The organism is Modestobacter lacusdianchii, assembly GCF_054177765.1.
This window is the reverse complement of sequence record NZ_JBJJTJ010000011.1, coordinates 44,409-62,121: the sequence shown is the minus strand read 5'-3', so window position 1 is coordinate 62,121 and position 17,713 is coordinate 44,409. Positions and strand designations below refer to the sequence as shown.

Below are 17,713 nucleotides of genomic sequence, written 5' to 3'. Positions count from 1 at the left end.
CCCCCGGTCGTCCCCGGCTCCCGCCGGTCGCGGTCGGATCGCTGTGGAGTCTGCCCGTGCCCGAGTCGCGGCCCCGGATCGTCCCGGAGGCCACCGTCGCCCGGCTGGCCGTGTACCTGCGCGTGCTGGCCGGTCTCGCCGACGGCGGTCGCAGTCACGTCTCCTCGGGAGAGCTCGCCTCCGCAGCCGGGGTGAACCCCGCCGGCCTGCGCAAGGACCTGTCCTACCTGGGCCCGTGTGGGGTGCGCGGCGTCGGGTACTCCGTGGCCGGCCTGCGTGACCGGCTCACCGAGGCGCTGGGCGGGGAGCGTTCCCGGGCCTGCGTGCTGGTCGGCATCGGCCGGCTGGGGTCGGCACTGGCCGACTACAGCGGGTTCGCCAGTCGCGGGTTCCAGTTCGTCGGGCTGCTCGACACCGACCCGGCCACGGTCGCGCACCAGGTGGGTGGGCTGACCGTCCGCCCGGTGGCCGAGCTGGAGGGCCTCGTCGCCGAGACCCAGGCGACCATCGGGGTCATCACGACACCGGCCGACGTGGCCCAGTCGGTCTGCGACCGCCTGGTCGCGGCCGGGGTGAGGAGCATCTTGAACTTCGCGCCGGTGGCGTTGTCGGTCCCCGCCGGGGTCGACGTCCGGAAGGTGGACCTCTCGGTGGAGCTGCAGGTGCTGGCGTTCCTCGACCAGCAGCGGGACGGCGCCCCGCCGGTGCTCGCCCCGGTGCGGGCGACTGCCCAGGGGGCGCTCCGATGAGCCTGCTCGCCGTGGGCATCAGCCACCAGACCGCCCCGGTCTCCCTGCTCGAGCAGGTGAGCATGACCGGCGACGACAAGGTCAAGACGCTGCACGAGCTGGTCGACAGCGACCACGTCAGCGAGGCCATCGTGCTGGCCACCTGCAACCGCATCGAGGTCTTCGCCGAGGTCGACCGCTTCCACGGCGGGGTCACCGACGTCAGCCGGGTGCTCGCCCGGCACGCCGGGGCCACGGTGGAGGAGCTCTCCCCGTACGTCACCGTCTACTACGAGGACCAGGCGATCGGGCACCTGTGCACCGTCGCCGCGGGCCTGGACTCGATGGTCGTGGGCGAGACGCAGGTGCTCGGCCAGCTCCGGGCGGCCTACGCGCTGGCCCAGGAGGAGGGCACGGTCGGGCGCGAGCTGCACCCGATCGCCCAGCGGGCGCTGCGGGTCGGCAAGCGGGTGCACGCCGAGACCGGCATCGACCGGGCCGGGGCCTCCCTGGTGTCGGTGGCCCTGGACCGGGTGACCGAGGCCCTCGGCGAGCTGTCCGGCCGCCCGGTGCTGGTCGTCGGCGCCGGGTCGATGGGCGCCCTGGCCGCGACCACGCTCGCCCGCCGCGGCGCCGCGGTCACCGTCAGCAGCCGGACGCCGGCCAGCGCCGCCCGGCTGGCCGAGGCCATCGGCGGCCGGCAGGCCGACCTGGAGCAGCTGCCGCAGGAGCTCGCCGCGGCCGACGTGCTGGTCACCTGCACCGGCGCCACCGGCACGGTCATCGGCACCGACGTGGTCAGCACCGCGCTGGCGGCCCGGGCCGGCCGGCCGCTGGCGATCGTGGACCTGGCCCTGCCCCGGGACGTCGACCCGGGCGTCGCCGCGCTGCCCGGCGTGCACGTCGTCGACCTGGCGATGCTGCAGGGCGAGCGCGCCGCGCACCCCGGCCGGCCGGTCGAGGGGTCGGTGGCCGCCGACGACATCGCCGCCGCGCACGCCCTGGTCGAGCTGGAGACCTCCCTGCTGCGCGCCGAGCGGCAGGCCGCCGCGGTGGCCCCCACCGTCTCCGCGCTGCGCAGCCAGGCCGCCGAGGTGGTCGACGCCGAGCTGCTGCGGCTGTCCACCCGGCTGCCGGACCTGGACGCGAAGGCGCGCAGCGAGATCGCCCGCACCGTGCGCCGGGTGGTCGACAAGCTGCTGCACGAGCCCACCGTGCGGGTCAAGGAGCTGGCCGGCGCCCCCGGCGGCACCGACTACGCCGACGCCCTGCGCGCCCTGTTCGGCCTCGGCCTGGACGGCGACCGGGCCACCCTCTCCGACGCCGTCGCCGTCGACCCGCAGCTGCCGGCCGGCACCCCGCTGTCGGCGCTGGACCCGCGGATCGACGCCGCCCGCGACGGCGGTGCCCCGTGACCGCCGCGCAGGCCCCGCTGCGGCTGGGCACCCGGGCCAGCCAGCTGGCGCTCACCCAGTCCCAGCACGTCGCCGATGCGCTGACCGCGGCCAGCGGCGTCCCCGTCGAGCTGGTGCACGTCAGCACCTTCGGCGACCGCTCGACCGAGGCGATCAGCCAGCTCGGCGGCACCGGCGTCTTCGTCAGCGCCCTGCGCGACGCGCTGAACGCCCGCACCGTCGACCTGGCCGTGCACAGCTTCAAGGACCTGCCGACCGCGGCCGCCCCCGGGCTCACCGTGGCCGCCGTCCCGCCGCGGCAGGACCCGCGGGACGTGCTGGTGGCCCGCGACGGCCTCACGCTCGGCGAGCTGCCCCCCGGCTCCCGGGTGGGCACCGGCGCACCGCGCCGCATGGCGCAGCTGCGGGCCCTCGGGCTGGGGCTGGACGTCGTGCCGATCCGCGGCAACGTCGACACCCGGATGGGCAAGGTCACCTCCGGTGAGCTGGACGCCGTCGTCCTGGCTCGGGCCGGCTTGGCCCGGCTCGACCGGATGGCGGCGGTCACCGAGGTGCTCGACCCGATCCAGGTGCTCCCGGCCCCGGCGCAGGGCGCACTCGCCGTCGAGTGCCGCACCGACGACACCCGGGTCCGCGACCTGCTCGCCGCCCTCGACGACCCGTCCGCCCGCGCCTGCGTGGCCGCCGAGCGCTCGGTGCTCGCTGCGCTGGAGGCCGGGTGCAGCGCCCCGGTCGCCGCGCACGCCGAGTTCGCCGAGGCCGAGGACGGCACCGCCGAGCTCTACCTCCGGGCCTCGGTCACCGCGATCGACGGCAGCGACGGCGTCCGGGGCTCGGTCACCGGGCCGGCCGTGGAGGCCGAGGCGCTGGGCCGCCAGCTCGCCGAGGAGCTGCTCGACCGCGGCGCCGCCACCCTCATGGCGCTGGGCCGATGAGCTCCGCTGTGCCGATGAGGCCCCACCCCGCGGCCGGCGCCCGGTGCGCCGCCCGCCCCACTCGTCCCGTACCACCCGCAGCGACCCCCACCAGGGGCAGGAACAGGAGCACGCGATGACGCGCTCACGCAAGCAGAACGGCAACGGGAAGGGCACGGTCGTCTTCGTCGGCGCCGGGCCCGGTGACCCGGAGCTGCTGACCGCCCGGGCCAGCGCCGCGATCGCCGGCGCCGACACGGTGCTGGCCGACCCGGACGTCTCCGCCGCCGTGCGCGAGGCGCTGCAGGAGGCCCACCCGGACCTGGAGCTGACCACCGTCAGCGGCGAGCCCGCCGACGTCGCCAAGGGCGCGGTCGCCGCCGCCAAGAACGGCTCGGTCGTCGTCCGGCTGGTCGCCGGTGACCCGTTCACCAGCGACGCCGTGGTGAAGGAGGCGCTGGCCGTCACCCGCACCAGCGTGCCGTTCGACGTCGTCCCGGGCGTCGCCGTCGGCACCGCGGTGCCGGCCTACGCCGGCGTCCCGCTGGGCGCGGGCTCGGTGCACGCCGACCTGCGTGCGGTCGACGCCGCCGTGGACCTGGCGGCGCTGGCCGCCGCCGCGACCGGCACCGGCAGCCCGCTGGTGCTGCAGGCCAACGCCGAGCAGCTGGCCGGCACGGCGGCCGGCCTGGTCGAGGGCGGCCTCTCCGGCAACACCCCGGTGCTGGTCACCACCGAGGGCACCGGGACGGCGCAGAAGAGCGTGGCCGCCAAGCTGTCCGCGGTCGCCGAGAAGAGCGCCGGGCTGGACTCGCTCAGCGGCGCGGCCGTGGTCACCGTCGGTGCGGCCGTCGACAAGCGCGCCAAGCTCTCCTGGTGGGAGAGCCGGCCGCTGTTCGGCTGGCGGGTGCTGGTGCCGCGCACCAAGGAGCAGGCCGGCGACATGAGCGAGCGACTGCGCGCCTACGGCGCCGTGCCGGTCGAGGTGCCGACCATCGCCGTCGAGCCCCCGCGCAGCCCGGCCCAGATGGACCGCGCCGTCAAGGGCCTGGTCACCGGTCGCTACGGCTGGATCGTCTTCACCTCCACCAACGCCGTCCGCGCGGTGCGGGAGAAGTTCACCGAGCTCGGCCTGGACGCGCGCGCCTTCGCCGGGGTCAAGGTCGCCTGCGTCGGGCAGCAGACCGCCGACGCGGTGCGCGAGTTCGGCATCGTGCCCGAGCTGGTGCCCTCCGGGGAGCAGTCCAGCGAGGGCCTGCTGGCCGACTTCCCGCCGTACGACGACGTGTTCGACCCGATCGACCGGGTGCTGCTGCCCCGCGCCGACATCGCCACCGAGACCCTCGCCGCAGGGCTCAAGGAGCGCGGCTGGGAGATCGACGACGTCACCGCCTACCGCACCGTCCGGGCTGCGCCGCCGCCGGCCGCCGTGCGCGAGGCGATCAAGGGCGGTGGCTTCGACGCCGTCTGCTTCACCTCGTCCTCCACGGTGCGCAACCTGGTCGGCATCGCCGGCAAGCCGCACGCCCGCACCGTCGTCTCGGTGATCGGCCCGGCCACCGCGGCCAGCGCCACGGAGTTCGGTCTGCGGGTCGACGTCCAGCCCGAGACGGCGGCCGTGGGGCCGCTGGTCGACGCGCTGGCCGAGTTCGCCCAGGCCCGGCGGGCCGAGGCGGAGGCCGGGGAGTCGAAGTGACCTCCGGCCAGGGCGGGGCGAACCCGGGCTTCGCCCGGGGGCGCCGGCTCCGGTCGACCCCGGCGATGCGCCGGTGGACGGCGCAGACCCGGCTCGCGCCGGCCGACCTGGTGCTGCCGGTGTTCGTCAAGCAGGACATCACCGAGCCGGTGCCGATCACCTCGATGCCCGGCGTCGTCCAGCACACCCTGGACTCGCTGCGGAAGGCCGCCGCCGAGGCGGCCGAGGCGGGGATCAGCGGGCTGATGCTGTTCGGCATCCCGGCGGAGAAGGACGCCGTCGGCTCGCAGGCCGACGCCGCCGACGGCATCGTCAACGTCGCCCTGCAGCAGCTGCGCGCCGACCTCGGCGACCAGCTGGTGCTGATGGCCGACCTGTGCCTGTGCGAGTACACCGACCACGGGCACTGCGGCGTGGTCACTCCCGCAGGGGTCGTGGACAACGACCCGACGCTGGACCGGTACGCCGCCGTGGCGATCGCCCAGGCCCAGGCCGGAGCGCACGTCATCGCCCCCAGCGGCATGATGGACGGCCAGGTGGCGGCGATCCGCGCCGGGCTGGACAGCGCCGCGTTCACCGAGACGCCGATCCTGGCCTACGCCGCGAAGTACGCCTCCGGCTTCTACGGGCCCTTCCGCGAGGCAGCCGAGGGGGTGCCGCAGTTCGGCGACCGCTCGACCTACCAGATGGACCCGCCGAACACCGACGAGGCGCTGCGCGAGGTGGCGCAGGACCTCGCCGAGGGCGCCGACGCCGTCATGGTGAAGCCGGCCGGGCCGTACCTGGACATCGTGGCGAAGGTGGCCGACGCCGTCGACGTCCCGGTCAGCGCCTACCAGGTGAGCGGGGAGTACGCGATGGTCGAGGCGGCCGCCGCCAACGGCTGGATCGACCGCGAACGGGCTGTCCTGGAGACGCTCACCGCGATCCGGCGGGCCGGTGCCGGCTCGGTGCTCACCTACTGGGCGGTCGAGGCCGCCCGCTGGCTGCGCTGACGAAGGTGGAAGGACCCCGCCCTCCGCACCCCTCGCACGCTCGGGGCGAGCCTCGGGACGGGGCCTTCCCCCACGCCTCGCACGCTCGGCGCGGGCCCCTGGAGGGCGGCCGACCCATCACCGTGGAGGGCGGAGGGACCGTGGACGCGACCTACGTCGAGCCCGGGGGCTCGTGGCGGCCGTTCTGGCTGACCGCGGCCGCGCTGGCGGTGCTGACCGTGGGCGCGCTGGCCCTGGGCGTGCCCGGTCTGGTGGTCGCGGCCGTCGTGGCGCTCGTGCTGGGCCTGGTGGCCGCCGGCTGCCTGGCGGCCCGCCGGACGTGGACCGTCCGGGTGGAGGGACGTGGCCCCGAGGCCGCGCTGCGGGTGGGCCGGGAGCGGGTGCTGCTCACCGCGGTGGACGCCGGGCACCTGCAGGCGGTCCGTGCCGGCACGGCCGGGGTGGACGCCGGGGCCCCCGTGCTCGGCGGCGGCTGGTCGCTGCCGCGGGGCCGTGCCGGGCTGCCGCTGCGGCGCACCGACGGGACGACGGTGCTCGTCCCGACCCGTGCGCCGCGCGAGCTGGACGTGGCGCTGCTCACCGCCCACCCCGCCGGCGGCGCGGACACAGCCGGGCCTGGGAGAGTGGGGCCGTGACTGAGCCCTACCCGTACGAGGCCCCGGTGTCGGCAGAGCTGTTCGAGCGGGCCGGCCGGGTGACGCCCGGTGGCGTCAACTCCCCGGTGCGCGCATTCCGGGCCGTCGGGGGCACCCCGCGGTTCATGGCCTCCGCGTCCGGGCCGTGGCTGACCGACGCCGACGGCCGCCGCTACGTCGACCTCGTCGCCTCCTGGGGGCCGATGATCCTCGGGCACGCGCACCCCGAGGTCGTCGCCGCCGTCACCGCCGCGGCGCGCAACGGGTTCACCTTCGGCACGCCCACCGCCGCGGAGGCCGAGCTCGCCGAGGAGATCGCCGGCCGGGTCGCCCCGGTCGAGCGGGTCCGGCTGGTCAACTCCGGCACCGAGGCGGTGCTGTCGGCGGTGCGGCTGGCCCGCGGGTACACCGGCCGGCCGCTGGTCGTGAAGTTCGCCGGCTGCTACCACGGCCACGTCGACGCGCTGCTGGCCTCCGCCGGGTCGGGCGTCGCCACGCTCGGGCTCCCCGACACCCCCGGCGTCACCACCGGGGCCGCGGCCGACACGATCGTGCTGCCCTACAACGACGTCGCCGCGGTCGAGGCGGTGTTCGCCGAGCGCGGTGACCAGATCGCCGTCGTCGTCACCGAGGCCGCGCCGGGCAACATGGGCGTCGTCCCGCCGCTGGACGGCTTCAACGCCCAGCTGCGCCGGATCACCGCGGCGCACGGCGCGCTGCTGCTGGTCGACGAGGTGATGACCGGCTTCCGGGTGTCCCGCGCCGGCTGGTACGGCCTCGACCCGGTGGACGCCGACCTGTTCACCTTCGGCAAGGTCATGGGCGGCGGCATGCCGGCCGCGGCCTTCGGCGGCCGGGCCGACGTGATGGACCACCTGGCCCCGGCCGGCCCGGTCTACCAGGCCGGCACGCTGGCCGGGAACCCGGTCGCCGTCGCCGCCGGGCTCACCACGCTGCGGCTGTGCACCGAGGACGTCTACGCGCACTGCGACCAGGTCGCCGCCACCCTGCGCGGCGCGGCCAGTGCCGCGCTCTTCTCCGCCGGGGTGCCGCACCGGGTGCAGCAGGCCGGGTCGATGTTCTCGGTGTTCTTCGTGCCCGACGAGCGGCAGGTGCGCGACTACGCCGACGCCCGCACCCAGGACGTCGCCGCGCACACCGCCTTCTTCCACGCCATGCTCGCCCGCGGGGTGTACCTGCCGCCGTCGGCGTTCGAGGCGTGGTTCGTCAGCGCTGCGCTGGACGACGAGGCGGTGGAGCACGTGCTCGCCGCGCTGCCCGCCGCCGCGCAGGCCGCCGCGGCCGCCGCCGGTGGCCCCGCGCCCTCGCCGGTCTCCACCGACGCCCAGGAGCTGCAGCCGTGACCGACCCGACCCCGGGCCAAGATCGCGACTTCGGCCCTTCACGGACCGTCGTCCACCTGATGCGGCACGGCGAGGTGCACAACCCCGCCGGCGTGCTCTACGGCCGGCTGCCCGGCTACCGGCTGAGCGAGGCCGGCGAGGGCATGGCCCGCACCGCGGCCGCCTGGTTCGCCGACCGGGACGTCACGCACCTGGTGGCCAGCCCGCTGGAGCGCGCCCAGCAGACCGCGCGGCCGATCGCCGACTCCCTCGGCCTGGAGATCGCCACCGACGAGCGGCTGATCGAGGCGGGCAACTCCTTCGAGGGCAAGACCTTCGGCGTCGGTGACGGGGCGCTGCGCCACCCGGCCAACTGGTGGCGGCTGCGCAACCCGTGGACGCCGTCCTGGGGCGAGCCGTACCGGGAGATCGCCGCCCGGATGCTCGGCGCGATCACCACCGCCCGGGACGCCGCTCGCGGGCACGCCGCGGTGTGCGTGAGCCACCAGCTGCCGATCTGGACCGTGCGGCTGCACCTGGAGGGCCGCCGTTACCTGCACGACCCGCGCCGGCGCGAGTGCGGCCTGGCCAGCGTCACCTCGCTGACCTACGACGGTGACCGGCTGGTCGGGATCGACTACGCCGAGCCGGCCGGCGCCACCGACCCCGACGCGGTGCCCGGTGCGTAGCCGGCTGGCGGCCGCTCTGGGGGCCGCGGCGCTGCTGGCCACCGGGTGCTCCACCGGCGGCGACGCGGTGGACGTGAACAACGGCGGCGAGTTCCGGTTCGTCGAGGCGACCCCGAGCGGCGAGGTCATCCCGGAGGACGAGCGCGCCGCGGCCCCGGAGTTCTCCGGCGAGCTGCTCGGCGGCGGCCGGTTCGACTCCGCGGAGCTGTCCGGGGACGTGGCGGTGCTGAACTTCTGGGGCTCCTGGTGCCCGCCCTGCCGGGTGGAGACGCCGGAGTTCCAGGAGGTCTACGCCGACGTCCGGGACGAGGGGGTGCAGTTCCTCGGCCTGAACGTCAAGGACAGCGAGCAGCTGGCCCAGGCGTTCCTGGACAGCAAGGCGATCACCTTCCCCTCGCTGTACGACCCGCGCGGTGAGGTGGCGCTGGCCTTCCGCGACTACCCGGCCAACGCCATCCCGTCGACGATCGTGCTCGACCCGGACGGCCGGGTCGCGGCGGTGTACACCGGTGAGGTGCGCCAGGACGACCTGCGATCGGTGCTCGCCGCCCTGACCGGGGAGGCCTGAGCCGTGGTCGACGGGATCAGGGAGCTGATCGGTGACGGCCCGCTGCTGGTCGCCGCGGCCGTCGCCGCGCTCGCCGGGCTGATCAGCTTCGCCTCGCCGTGCGTGCTGCCGCTGGTGCCCGGCTACCTGTCCTACGTCACCGGCCTGGTCGGCAGCGGCACCCGGAGCACCGCCCCGGTCGCCGACGTCCCGGCCGGGGGAGGCGGGGCGACCGTGGCCACCGCCGTCCGGCCGGTCGACGAGCGCGCACCGCGCGGCCGGATGGTGCTCGGCGCGTCGCTGTTCGTGCTCGGCTTCACCGTGGTGTTCGTGGCGATCAGCAGCGCGGTCGGCGGGCTGGGCCGGCTGCTGCTCGAGCACAACGACGTGATCACCCGGGCGATGGGCCTGGTCACCGTCGTCGTCGGGCTGGGCTTCCTGGGCTGGCTGCCCTTCCTCCAGCGCACCGCCCGGCTCACCGCGCGGCCCGCGGTGGGCCTGGCCGGCGCGCCGCTGCTGGGCGTCGTCTTCGGCCTGGGCTGGACGCCGTGCCTGGGCCCGACGCTGGCCGCCGTGCAGAACCTGGCCTTCAGCGAGGCGACGGTGGGGCGCGGTGCGTTCCTGGGTCTCGCGTACTGCCTGGGTCTGGGCGTGCCGTTCGTGCTGGTCGCGCTGGGTGCCCGGTGGGCGGTCGGGGCGATGTCGTTCCTGCGCCGCAACGCCCGCACGGTCACCCGGGTCGGTGGCTTCGTGCTCATCGCCGTCGGCCTGCTGCTGGTGACCGGCGCCTGGACCGAGATGATGCAGTGGCTGCGCTCGTGGATCGGCGCCGCCGGGCTGGGGGAGTCCTTCCTGTGACCACCACCGCCCCGCCCCGGCCGGCCGCGCCGGCCACCCCGCCGTCCCCGCCCTCACCCGGCCGCCGGGTGCTGGCCCGGCTGCTGCGCTGGTGGCGCCAGCTCACCGCGATGCGCACCGCACTGGTGCTGCTGTTCCTGCTCGCCGTCGCGTCGATCCCGGGCTCGCTGCTGCCGCAGCGCTCCCTGTCGCAGAGCAACGTCACCCAGTACTTCGCCGACCACCCGACGCTGGCGCCGTGGCTGGACCGGCTGTTCCTGTTCGACGTCTTCAGCTCGCCGTGGTTCGCCGCGATCTACCTGCTGCTGTTCATCTCGCTGATCGGCTGCGTGCTGCCCCGGGCGCTGGAGCACGCCCGCTCGCTGACCGCGCCGCCGCCGATGGCCCCCCGGCACCTGCACCGGCTGCCCGAGCACGCCGAGCTGCCCACCCCGCTGGCCGGCCCGGCCGCGCTCGACGCGGTGGAGGAGGAGCTGCGGGTCCGCCGGTTCCGGGTGGCCCGCCGGGACGGGAGGTCCGGTCCGGAGGTGTCGGCGGAGAAGGGCTACCTGCGCGAGACCGGCAACGTGCTCTTCCACCTGTCGCTGCTCGCCCTGCTGCTCGGCCTGGCCGGCGGGAAGATGTGGGGCTACGAGGGCAGCATCCTGGTCACCGAGGGCCAGGGCTTCTGCAACGCCTTCCAGCAGTACGACACCTACTCCGCCGGCCCGCTGGTCGACAGCGCCGAGCTCTCGCCGCTCTGCGTCGACCTGGCCGACTTCCGGGCCGAGTACGAGGACGACCTCACCGCCGCCTCCTACACCGCCGACCTCACCTACGAGCTGGACGGCGGCGAACCGGTGGACACCACGATCGGCGTCAACGACCCGCTGCGGGTCGACGGCGACCGGGTGTACGTCACCGGCCACGGCTACAGCCCGGAGTTCAGCGTCACCCTGCCCGACGGGACGACGTTCTCCGACCTGTCCGCGCCGTTCCTCCCGGCCGACCAGGGCACGATGCTCAGCCAGGGCGTGCTGAAGCTCCCCGACCTGGGCGCGGGCCGCACCGACCAGCTGGCCATCGAGGGCTTCTTCGCCCCCACCGGTGTGCTGCAGGCCGGGGTGGTCACCTCGGTCGACCCCCGGCCGCTGGACCCGCAGGTCGGGATCATCGTCTACACCGGCTACCTGGGCCTGGACTCCGGGCTGGCGCAGTCGGTCTACTCACTCGACCAGCGGCTGATCGACCGCGGCTCGCTGACCGAGCAGGCCCGGGCGAACCTGGTGGTGGGGGAGTCGCTGACGCTGCCCGACGGCACGGTGGTCACCTTCAGCGGGTACCAGCAGTTCGCCGCGCTGCAGGTCTCGCACGACCCCGGCCAGGTCTGGGTGCTCGGTGCCTCGATCGCCGTGCTGGTCGGCCTGCTGGGCATGCTGCTGGTGCGTCGCGAGCGGGTCTTCGCCCGCGTCGGCCCGGCGCCCGACGGCGGGGGTACCGTGCTCTCGATCGGCTCGCTGACCCGGGGCAGCGCCGACACCGGGCCACGGTTCGCCGCGCTCACCGACGACCTGCGCACCGCCCTGGCGGCTCGCGCACCCGCATCCAGCCCGTCCGCCGAGGAGGCACCGCCGTCGTGATCGACGAGTCGCTGGCCACGCTGTCCGACACGTTCTTCTCCATCACCGTCGCGCTGTACTCCCTCGCGGTGGTCGCCTTCTGCGCCGAGCTGGCCTTCGGCCGCCCGGCACGTGCGCGCCAGCTGGTCGCCGCCGGCGGCGCGCCCGCGGACGGCGCGACCGTCGCCGGGCCGGACGCCGCAGCGGCCGAACCGGCCCGTGCCCGCCGGCTGGGTCTGGTGGCGATGGTGCTCACCGGCCTGGGCGCGCTCACCCACACGGCGGTGCTGGTCTGCCGCGGGCTGGCCGCCGACCGGTTGCCGTGGGGCAACATGTACGAGTTCTCCACCGCCGTCGTGCTGGTGGCCGTGGTCGCCTACGGCGTGCTCGCCGTCCGCGCGCCGGCCCTGCGGCACATCGGCGTCTTCGTGCTCGGCCCCGTGGTGCTCTCCATGGTGCTCATCGGGCTCTTCCTCTACGTCGAGACCGGCCCGCTGGTCGCCGCGCTCCGCTCGTCGTGGCTGGCCGTGCACGTCAGCACCGCGACGCTGGGCTTCGGCATCTTCTTCGTCAGCGGCATCGCGAGCCTGCTGTTCCTGCTGCGCTCCCGGCACGACGAGCGCGTCGCCACCGGGGAGGTCGCCGGCGGGTCCTCGCTGCTGGACCGGCTGCCCTCGGCCGCGGCGCTGGACCGCACCGCGCACCGCACCGCGGTGTTCGGCTTCCCGATCTGGACCTTCGCCGTCATCGCCGGCGCGATCTGGGCGGAGAGCGCCTGGGGCCGCTTCTGGGGCTGGGACCCGAAGGAGACCTGGGCGTTCATCGCGTGGGTGGTCTACGCCGCCTACCTGCACGCCCGGACGACCTCGGGGTGGCGCGGTCGCCCGTCGGCGTGGGTGAACGTAGTCGGGCTGGTCGTGATGATCTTCAACCTGCTGTTCGTCAACCTGGTCTCCACCGGGCTGCACAGCTACGGCGGGGTCAGCTGACCCGACCGGGCGACCCGGCCGCTCACTGACCGTCACGCACGGGTGAAACGACACCGTGCGGTACGTCCGCGGCTCGCCCGTGGCATGCGGATCGTGGCATCCTGACCGCATGACCGAGCGCCGTGGGGATCACCGTGGGTAGGCACGCGGCCGGCGACGGGGCCGGTGTGCACCCGCTCGTCGCAGCCGCGCTGCAGCAGTCGGCGACCGTCGAGCCGGGGGAGCCGCGGCACCTGGCCGGTGCACCCCGGGCCTCCGACGGGCAGCCGGGCGGCCTCGGCTGGCCGGGTGAGCCCGGCGAGGGCACCGGCCTCGGCTGGCCCGCCGGCACCGAGGACGCCGCCGGCACCGAGGACGCCGCCCGCACCGCGGCCGACCAGCCGGCCGACGCCCGGGCCGGCGCCGAGACACGGCCGGCCCGGCGCAAGCTCGGCTGGCGACGCCTGTTCGGTGGCGGCGCCCCGGCGACCACCGACCCGGCCCAGGAGACCACCGCCGCGTAGCCGGCGCGGCCACCGGCCGACCGGGGACCGGGCCGGGCGCCGGGCCTGGCCGGAGCACCTGGTGGAGCACAGTCGGCGCACAGCCCGGCCACGAGACGCCACGAGCCGTCAGCCCAGGGAGGGCTGACGGCTCGTCGTCCGTCGGGAGCGGCCCCCTCGGGGGCCGGCGGTCAGCTCAGGCTGCCGTCGTCCCGGCGGGTGCGCCGTTCGAGCTCGCGCAGGAACTCCGGGTCGTCGTCCGGCGCCACCGGCCGGGTGGGGCGCTGCCCACGGGGCGGACGCGTCGGCCGCGGCGGGCGACCGGGCCGGTCGACACCCCCGGGACCGCCGCCCTGCGCGGACGCCGCCCGCATCACCAGCACGACCACGGCCACCGCGATCACCAGCATCACCAGGAAGACCATCAGGCCACCCCCCCCTCGTCGCCTCCCAATGTACGACCGCGGCGATACTCGGACCCGGTGATCTCGCCCCACGGGGGCCGGACCCGTCCCAGCACCGCCACGACCGGGCGTCGTCGGCGCACCCGCAGACCAGACCGGAGGCCGTCATCGACGCGGTGGACGAGCAGTTGATCAGCCTGCTGCGGGCCAACGGCCGGGCCAGCTACGCCGAGCTGGCGCGGCAGGTCGGCCTCTCGGCGCCCTCGGTGCACGAGCGGATCGGCAAGCTCGAGGCTGCCGGGGTCATCACCGGCTACCGCGCGGTCGTCGACCCGGCCGCGGTGGGCCTGGGGGTCACGGCCCTGGTCGGGGTGATTGAGAGCGACCAGGTCGACGACACCGGCCTGGAGGAGGCCCTGGGCGAGCTGCCCTCGGTCGAGGACTGCTGGCGGGTCGCCGGGAGCGAGGGGTACGTGCTCAAGGTGCGCGTCCCCGACATCCGGGCACTCGAGGACACCATCAGCGCGTTGAACCGGATCAGAGGGGTGGCGCGCACCCGCACCACCGTCGTCCTCTCGACCAAGTGGGAGGGCCGTCGTGGCTGAGCAGGACAGGGCACCGCAGGGCAACGCGACCGGGGCGACCGCGCCCGCGGGCGGGGCGACGGGTGAGCCGAAGGTGGCGCAGTGGCTGGCGCTCTACACCCTGGGCCGGCTGGCGATCGCCGCCGCGCTGGTCGCGCTGCTGTGGGTGCTCGGGCTGCCCGGCACCCCGGGTTTCCTCTTCGGCGTGCTGCTGGCGATGCCGGTCTCCTACCTGGCGCTGGGCCGGGTGCGCCAGCAGCTGACCAACGCGCTGGTGCTCCGCGCCGAGCGCAAGGAGGCGCTGCGCGCCGAGCTCCGCGGCACCGACCCCGACTGAGGAAGGACCCCGCTGCCCCCCGCCACGCGCTCCGCACGCGGCGGGGCCCTGCAGCGGGGCCGAGGGCAGCGGGACGAAGGACCCCGTCCTCCCCACCCTTCGCACGCTCAGGGCGGGCCCCGGGACGGGGCCTAACTGAGGGCGAGGCCGAGGCCGAGGAGGACGCCGGTGGCCAGGGTGACCTGGCCGGTGGCCTTGAGCGCGCCGATCAGCACCGGGCCCCGGCCGCCGCCGAGGACGGTGCGCACCGGTGGGACCGCCAGCGGCGCGGCCAGCAGCGCGAGCAGCGCCCACGGCCGGGCCACGCCGATCGCGACCACCACGGCGAAGGCGACCACCAGCAGCCCGGTGAAGAACACCCGGGTGCGTGCCTCGCCGAGCAGCACGGCCAGGGTGCGCTTGCCGACGGCGGCGTCGCCGTGCACGTCGCGCAGGTTGTTGACCACCAGCAGCGCCACCGAGCACAGCCCGATCGGCACCGCGGCGGCGAAGGCCAGCCCGTCCAGCGACTCGGTCTGGGCGAACGTCGTCCCGACGACGGCCACCAGGCCGAAGAACACGAAGACGAACACCTCGCCCAGCGCCCGGTAGCCGTAGGGGATCGGCCCGCCGGTGTAGGTCCAGGCGGCCAGGATGCTCACCGCACCCACCGCGACCAGCCACCAGCTGGACACCGCCGCCAGCGCGAGCCCCGCCAGGCCGGCCACCGCGAACGACAGCAGCGCCGCGACCAGCACCTGCCGCGGGGTGGCCGCCCCGGAGCCGACCAGCCGCATCGGGCCGACCCGGTCGGCGTCGGTGCCGCGCTTGCCGTCGGAGAAGTCGTTGGCGTAGTTGACCGCCACCTGCAGCGCCAGCGCGACGACCAGGGCGAGCAGCGCCGGCAGCAGCCGGAAGCCGTCGAGCGCGGCGGCGGCGCCGGTGCCGACGAGCACCGGCGCGAGCGCGGCGGGCAGCGTGCGGGGGCGCGCCCCCTCCAGCCACTGGGCGGGGGTGGCCATCAGTCGGTTCCCTTCGGCGTGCGTCCGGTGGTCGTGCGTTCGATGAGCAGGGCGGCGACCGCCCGGCGGTCGGGCTTGCCGGTGTGCAGGGTCGGGACGGCGCCGATCAGCACGAGCTCCCGGGGCGCCGCGGCCGCACCGAGGCGGGCGGCCACCCATGGCCGCAGCCCGGCCAGCTCGGGCACCGCACCGGGGGCGGCGACGACGGCCGCGACCACCCGCTGGCCCCACTCCGGGTCGGGCAGCCCGGTGACCACGGCGTCGGCGACCGCGGGGTGCTCGCGCAGCACCGCCTCGACCGCCTGCGGGGCGACGTTGACCCCGCCGCTGATCAGCACGTCGTCCAGCCGGCCGTGCACGGTGAGCCGGCCGCCGTCCACCGCGCCGGCGTCCCGGGTGCGGAACCAGCCGTCGACGAACGCGGCGGCGGTGCCGGCCGGGTCGCGCCGGTAGCCGTGCGCCAGCACCGGGCCGGCCAGCTCGACGCCCTCGGCCACCCGCACCGACACCCCGGCCAGCGGCACGCCGTCGTAGACGCAGCCACCGGCGGTCTCGCTCATCCCGTAGGTCTGGAGCACCCGCACCCCGGCCGCCCGGGCGTCGTCCAGCAGGCCGGGGTCGGTGGCGGCGCCGCCGACCAGCACGCCGTCGAAGGAGGCGAGCACCTCCGGCTCGTCGGTGAGGTACCGGCGCAGCTGGGTGGGCACCAGCGCGGTGTACCGGCGGTCCCCGGCCGGCAGCCGGCCGGCGGCCTCGGCCAGGGTCGAGCCGCGGGTGAGGACGGCGGGCTCCCGGCCGGCCAGCGCGCTGCGCACGAGCACCTGCAGCCCGCCGATCGCCGAGGTCGGCAGCGCCAGCAGCCAGCTGCCCGGGCCGCCCAGCCGGTCGAGGGTGGCGGTGGCCGAGGCCCGCAGCGCGGCGGCGGACAGCAGCACGCCCTTGCCGGTGCCGGTCGACCCGGAGGTCACCACGACCAGGTCGGTGCCGGGCTCCAGCGGGTGGTCGGGTGCCAGCACGGCGCGGGCGGTGTCGGCCGGGCCGGTGCCGGCGGGCAGCACGGCCAGCGGCGCCGCACCGTCCAGGGCGTGGCGCAGCGCCGGCCACACGGTGGTCAGCACCGCCGCGGCCGCCTCGGGCGGCGGCGCGGCCACGAGGGTCAGCTGGCGGTGCACGAGGAGTCAGGCTACGGCGGCCTCCCCGAACAGGTCGGACGCAGCTCAGAACAGGTCGGGCACCAGCGCGAGGACGACGAACCGGATGGCGCGCCCGGCCAGGCAGGTGACGACGAACGCCCGCAGGCTCATCTTCGAGGTGCCCGCGTAGAAGGCGATCGCCAGCAGCGGCGGGATGCCGACCGACCCGCTGAGCAGCACCACGCCCGGGCCCCAGCGGCCGCTCAGCAGCCGGATGCCGACGGCGTTGACCCGCGTGAGCCAGCGCCCCACCGGCCGCAGCGCCCGCTTCACCGGTCCACCCGGTGGCGGCTCCCCGGCCTCCTCGGCGGCGGCGATCTCCGCGGCCTCCTGGGCGCCGCGGTCGCGCAGCTTCTGCGACCACCGGGAGGTGGCCGCCCCCCGGGCCGCGGTGAACAGCACGACCTTGCCCACGGTCTGGCCGATGGCCGCGGCGACCGCACCGGCGACCGCCACGGGCGGGGACTCGGCGACGGCCAGGCCGATCACGTAGGCCTCGACCGGGAGGAACGGGGTGACGGCGGAGACCGCGCCGACCACCAGGCCGAGCGCGATCAGGCCGATCGTGCCGGCGTCAGGCACGGGTGGCGGCGCCCTGCGGCACGTGCGGCGTGTCCGTCGGGACCTGCAGGCGCAGCACCCGGCCCAGCGACCAGATCTTGATCGCCAGCACGGTCGACGCGGCGACCAGGGCGACCCACTGCTGGTCGGGCAGCACCACCAGCAGGGTGATCAGCAGGGTGGTGTTGGTGACCTTGGCGACCACGTGCCAGTTGAGCGTGTAGGCGAGCCGGTCGATCAGGAAGAAGTAGTTCGGCGAGAGCACCGGCCAGCGCATCGGCAGCAGCGTCAACGGCAGGTCGACCACCACGAACTGGAACAGGAACACCGCGATCGGCCAGGGTGCGTCGACGAACTGGAGGAACACGATCGCGCAGCTCACGCAGTTGACCCGGTCGCAGACCACGTCGAAGACGGCGCCGAAGCGGGTCTCCTGGTCGCGCCAGCGGGCGATGTTGCCGTCGGCGGAGTCGCCGATCCAGTAGGTCAGGTAGCCGGCCAGCAGCCAGGGCCAGGAGTGCTGCACGGCGGCGGTGGCCACCAGCGCCAGCGAGGCGACCGTGCGGACGACGGTGACCACGTTGGCGGCGTTGAGCAGCTGCCGCGGGTCCTCGCAGGCGCACCCGCGCACGCCGCAGCGCACCGGCAGCCCGGGACCGCGGGGGCTGCGGTCGGCGGGGACGGTCCGTGGGGCCGTCGAGTGGGCCACGGTGACCTCCGGGTTCTCGGGCGCCGGACGGCGCG

General features: G+C 75.9%; 20 protein-coding genes. 15 read left to right on the top strand and 5 right to left on the bottom strand.

Translation table 11 applies throughout. From position 1 onward, the window contains the following. The first annotated feature begins 56 nt into the window (after positions 1-56). The 13 genes from ACJTNH_RS10225 to ACJTNH_RS10165 all read left to right on the top strand — a co-directional run bounded on the left by ACJTNH_RS10225 (position 57) and on the right by ACJTNH_RS10165 (position 12,910). Positions 57-749, top strand: a complete 693-nt coding sequence (locus tag ACJTNH_RS10225; RefSeq protein ID WP_458175217.1) for a redox-sensing transcriptional repressor Rex — start codon at positions 57-59, stop codon at positions 747-749. Further along, on the top strand, positions 746-2,143 hold the full coding sequence (locus tag ACJTNH_RS10220) for a glutamyl-tRNA reductase (RefSeq protein ID WP_458175215.1): 1,398 nt from the start codon (positions 746-748) through the stop codon (positions 2,141-2,143). Before ACJTNH_RS10225 ends, ACJTNH_RS10220 begins: the two co-directional genes overlap by 4 nt. Beyond that, complete coding sequence (gene hemC, locus ACJTNH_RS10215; RefSeq protein ID WP_458175213.1) at positions 2,140-3,078, top strand: hydroxymethylbilane synthase; 939 nt, start codon at positions 2,140-2,142, stop codon at positions 3,076-3,078. Before ACJTNH_RS10220 ends, hemC begins: the two co-directional genes overlap by 4 nt. Positions 3,079-3,193: 115 nt before the next feature. After that, the gene (locus ACJTNH_RS10210; protein WP_458175211.1) at positions 3,194-4,753 is read left to right on the top strand and encodes a uroporphyrinogen-III synthase; all 1,560 of its coding nucleotides are present in this window, start codon (positions 3,194-3,196) and stop codon (positions 4,751-4,753) included. Beyond that, positions 4,750-5,748, top strand: a complete 999-nt coding sequence (gene hemB, locus ACJTNH_RS10205; protein WP_458175209.1) for a porphobilinogen synthase — start codon at positions 4,750-4,752, stop codon at positions 5,746-5,748. Before ACJTNH_RS10210 ends, hemB begins: the two co-directional genes overlap by 4 nt. 140 nt (positions 5,749-5,888) lie before the next feature. After that, a complete protein-coding gene (locus ACJTNH_RS10200; protein WP_458175207.1) occupies positions 5,889-6,383 on the top strand; it encodes a hypothetical protein in 495 nt (164 codons plus the stop codon). Beyond that, positions 6,380-7,747, top strand: a complete 1,368-nt coding sequence (gene hemL / locus ACJTNH_RS10195; protein ID WP_458175205.1) for a glutamate-1-semialdehyde 2,1-aminomutase — start codon at positions 6,380-6,382, stop codon at positions 7,745-7,747. Before ACJTNH_RS10200 ends, hemL begins: the two co-directional genes overlap by 4 nt. Further along, positions 7,744-8,415, top strand: coding sequence for a histidine phosphatase family protein (locus ACJTNH_RS10190; protein WP_458175203.1), 672 nt, complete (start codon positions 7,744-7,746; stop codon positions 8,413-8,415). Before hemL ends, ACJTNH_RS10190 begins: the two co-directional genes overlap by 4 nt. After that, the gene (locus ACJTNH_RS10185; RefSeq protein ID WP_458175201.1) at positions 8,408-8,983 is read left to right on the top strand and encodes a TlpA family protein disulfide reductase; all 576 of its coding nucleotides are present in this window, start codon (positions 8,408-8,410) and stop codon (positions 8,981-8,983) included. The genes ACJTNH_RS10190 and ACJTNH_RS10185 overlap by 8 nt, the downstream gene beginning before the upstream one ends. Before the next feature lie 3 nt (positions 8,984-8,986). Then, positions 8,987-9,820, top strand: a complete 834-nt coding sequence (locus ACJTNH_RS10180; protein ID WP_458175199.1) for a cytochrome c biogenesis CcdA family protein — start codon at positions 8,987-8,989, stop codon at positions 9,818-9,820. Continuing rightward, positions 9,817-11,439, top strand: a complete 1,623-nt coding sequence (resB, locus tag ACJTNH_RS10175; RefSeq protein WP_458175197.1) for a cytochrome c biogenesis protein ResB — start codon at positions 9,817-9,819, stop codon at positions 11,437-11,439. Before ACJTNH_RS10180 ends, resB begins: the two co-directional genes overlap by 4 nt. Beyond that, positions 11,436-12,407, top strand: a complete 972-nt coding sequence (gene ccsB, locus ACJTNH_RS10170; RefSeq protein WP_458175195.1) for a c-type cytochrome biogenesis protein CcsB — start codon at positions 11,436-11,438, stop codon at positions 12,405-12,407. The genes resB and ccsB overlap by 4 nt, the downstream gene beginning before the upstream one ends. 167 nt (positions 12,408-12,574) lie before the next feature. After that, entirely contained in the window at positions 12,575-12,910 is a 336-nt protein-coding gene (locus ACJTNH_RS10165; RefSeq protein WP_458175193.1) for a hypothetical protein, read from the top strand. 170 nt (positions 12,911-13,080) lie between these two features. On the opposite strand, the gene ACJTNH_RS10160 is transcribed toward ACJTNH_RS10165, so the two are convergent. Next, complete coding sequence (locus ACJTNH_RS10160) at positions 13,081-13,314, bottom strand: hypothetical protein (RefSeq protein ID WP_299952469.1); 234 nt, start codon at positions 13,312-13,314, stop codon at positions 13,081-13,083. 155 nt (positions 13,315-13,469) lie between these two features. Between ACJTNH_RS10160 and ACJTNH_RS10155 the strand changes: the two genes are divergently transcribed. Beyond that, on the top strand, positions 13,470-13,898 hold the full coding sequence (locus ACJTNH_RS10155; protein ID WP_458175191.1) for an Lrp/AsnC family transcriptional regulator: 429 nt from the start codon (positions 13,470-13,472) through the stop codon (positions 13,896-13,898). Next, positions 13,891-14,214, top strand: coding sequence for a DUF4229 domain-containing protein (locus tag ACJTNH_RS10150; protein WP_458175189.1), 324 nt, complete (start codon positions 13,891-13,893; stop codon positions 14,212-14,214). The genes ACJTNH_RS10155 and ACJTNH_RS10150 overlap by 8 nt, the downstream gene beginning before the upstream one ends. A 131-nt stretch (positions 14,215-14,345) precedes the next feature. Here ACJTNH_RS10150 and ACJTNH_RS10145 read toward each other — a convergent pair whose 3' ends face one another. From ACJTNH_RS10145 to ACJTNH_RS10130, 4 genes are read right to left on the bottom strand one after another with little or no spacing between them, the layout of a single operon-like run. Continuing rightward, positions 14,346-15,215, bottom strand: a complete 870-nt coding sequence (locus ACJTNH_RS10145) for a 1,4-dihydroxy-2-naphthoate polyprenyltransferase (protein ID WP_458175187.1) — start codon at positions 15,213-15,215, stop codon at positions 14,346-14,348. Next, positions 15,215-16,387 (bottom strand): o-succinylbenzoate--CoA ligase, encoded by a 1,173-nt coding sequence (menE, locus tag ACJTNH_RS10140; protein WP_458175185.1) that lies wholly within the window; start codon positions 16,385-16,387, stop codon positions 15,215-15,217. The genes ACJTNH_RS10145 and menE overlap by 1 nt, the downstream gene beginning before the upstream one ends. A 45-nt stretch (positions 16,388-16,432) precedes the next feature. After that, positions 16,433-16,990, bottom strand: coding sequence for a hypothetical protein (locus ACJTNH_RS10135; protein WP_458175183.1), 558 nt, complete (start codon positions 16,988-16,990; stop codon positions 16,433-16,435). Then, the gene (locus ACJTNH_RS10130; RefSeq protein WP_458175181.1) at positions 16,983-17,678 is read right to left on the bottom strand and encodes a CDP-alcohol phosphatidyltransferase family protein; all 696 of its coding nucleotides are present in this window, start codon (positions 17,676-17,678) and stop codon (positions 16,983-16,985) included. The genes ACJTNH_RS10135 and ACJTNH_RS10130 overlap by 8 nt, the downstream gene beginning before the upstream one ends. Positions 17,679-17,713: the final 35 nt, after the last annotated feature.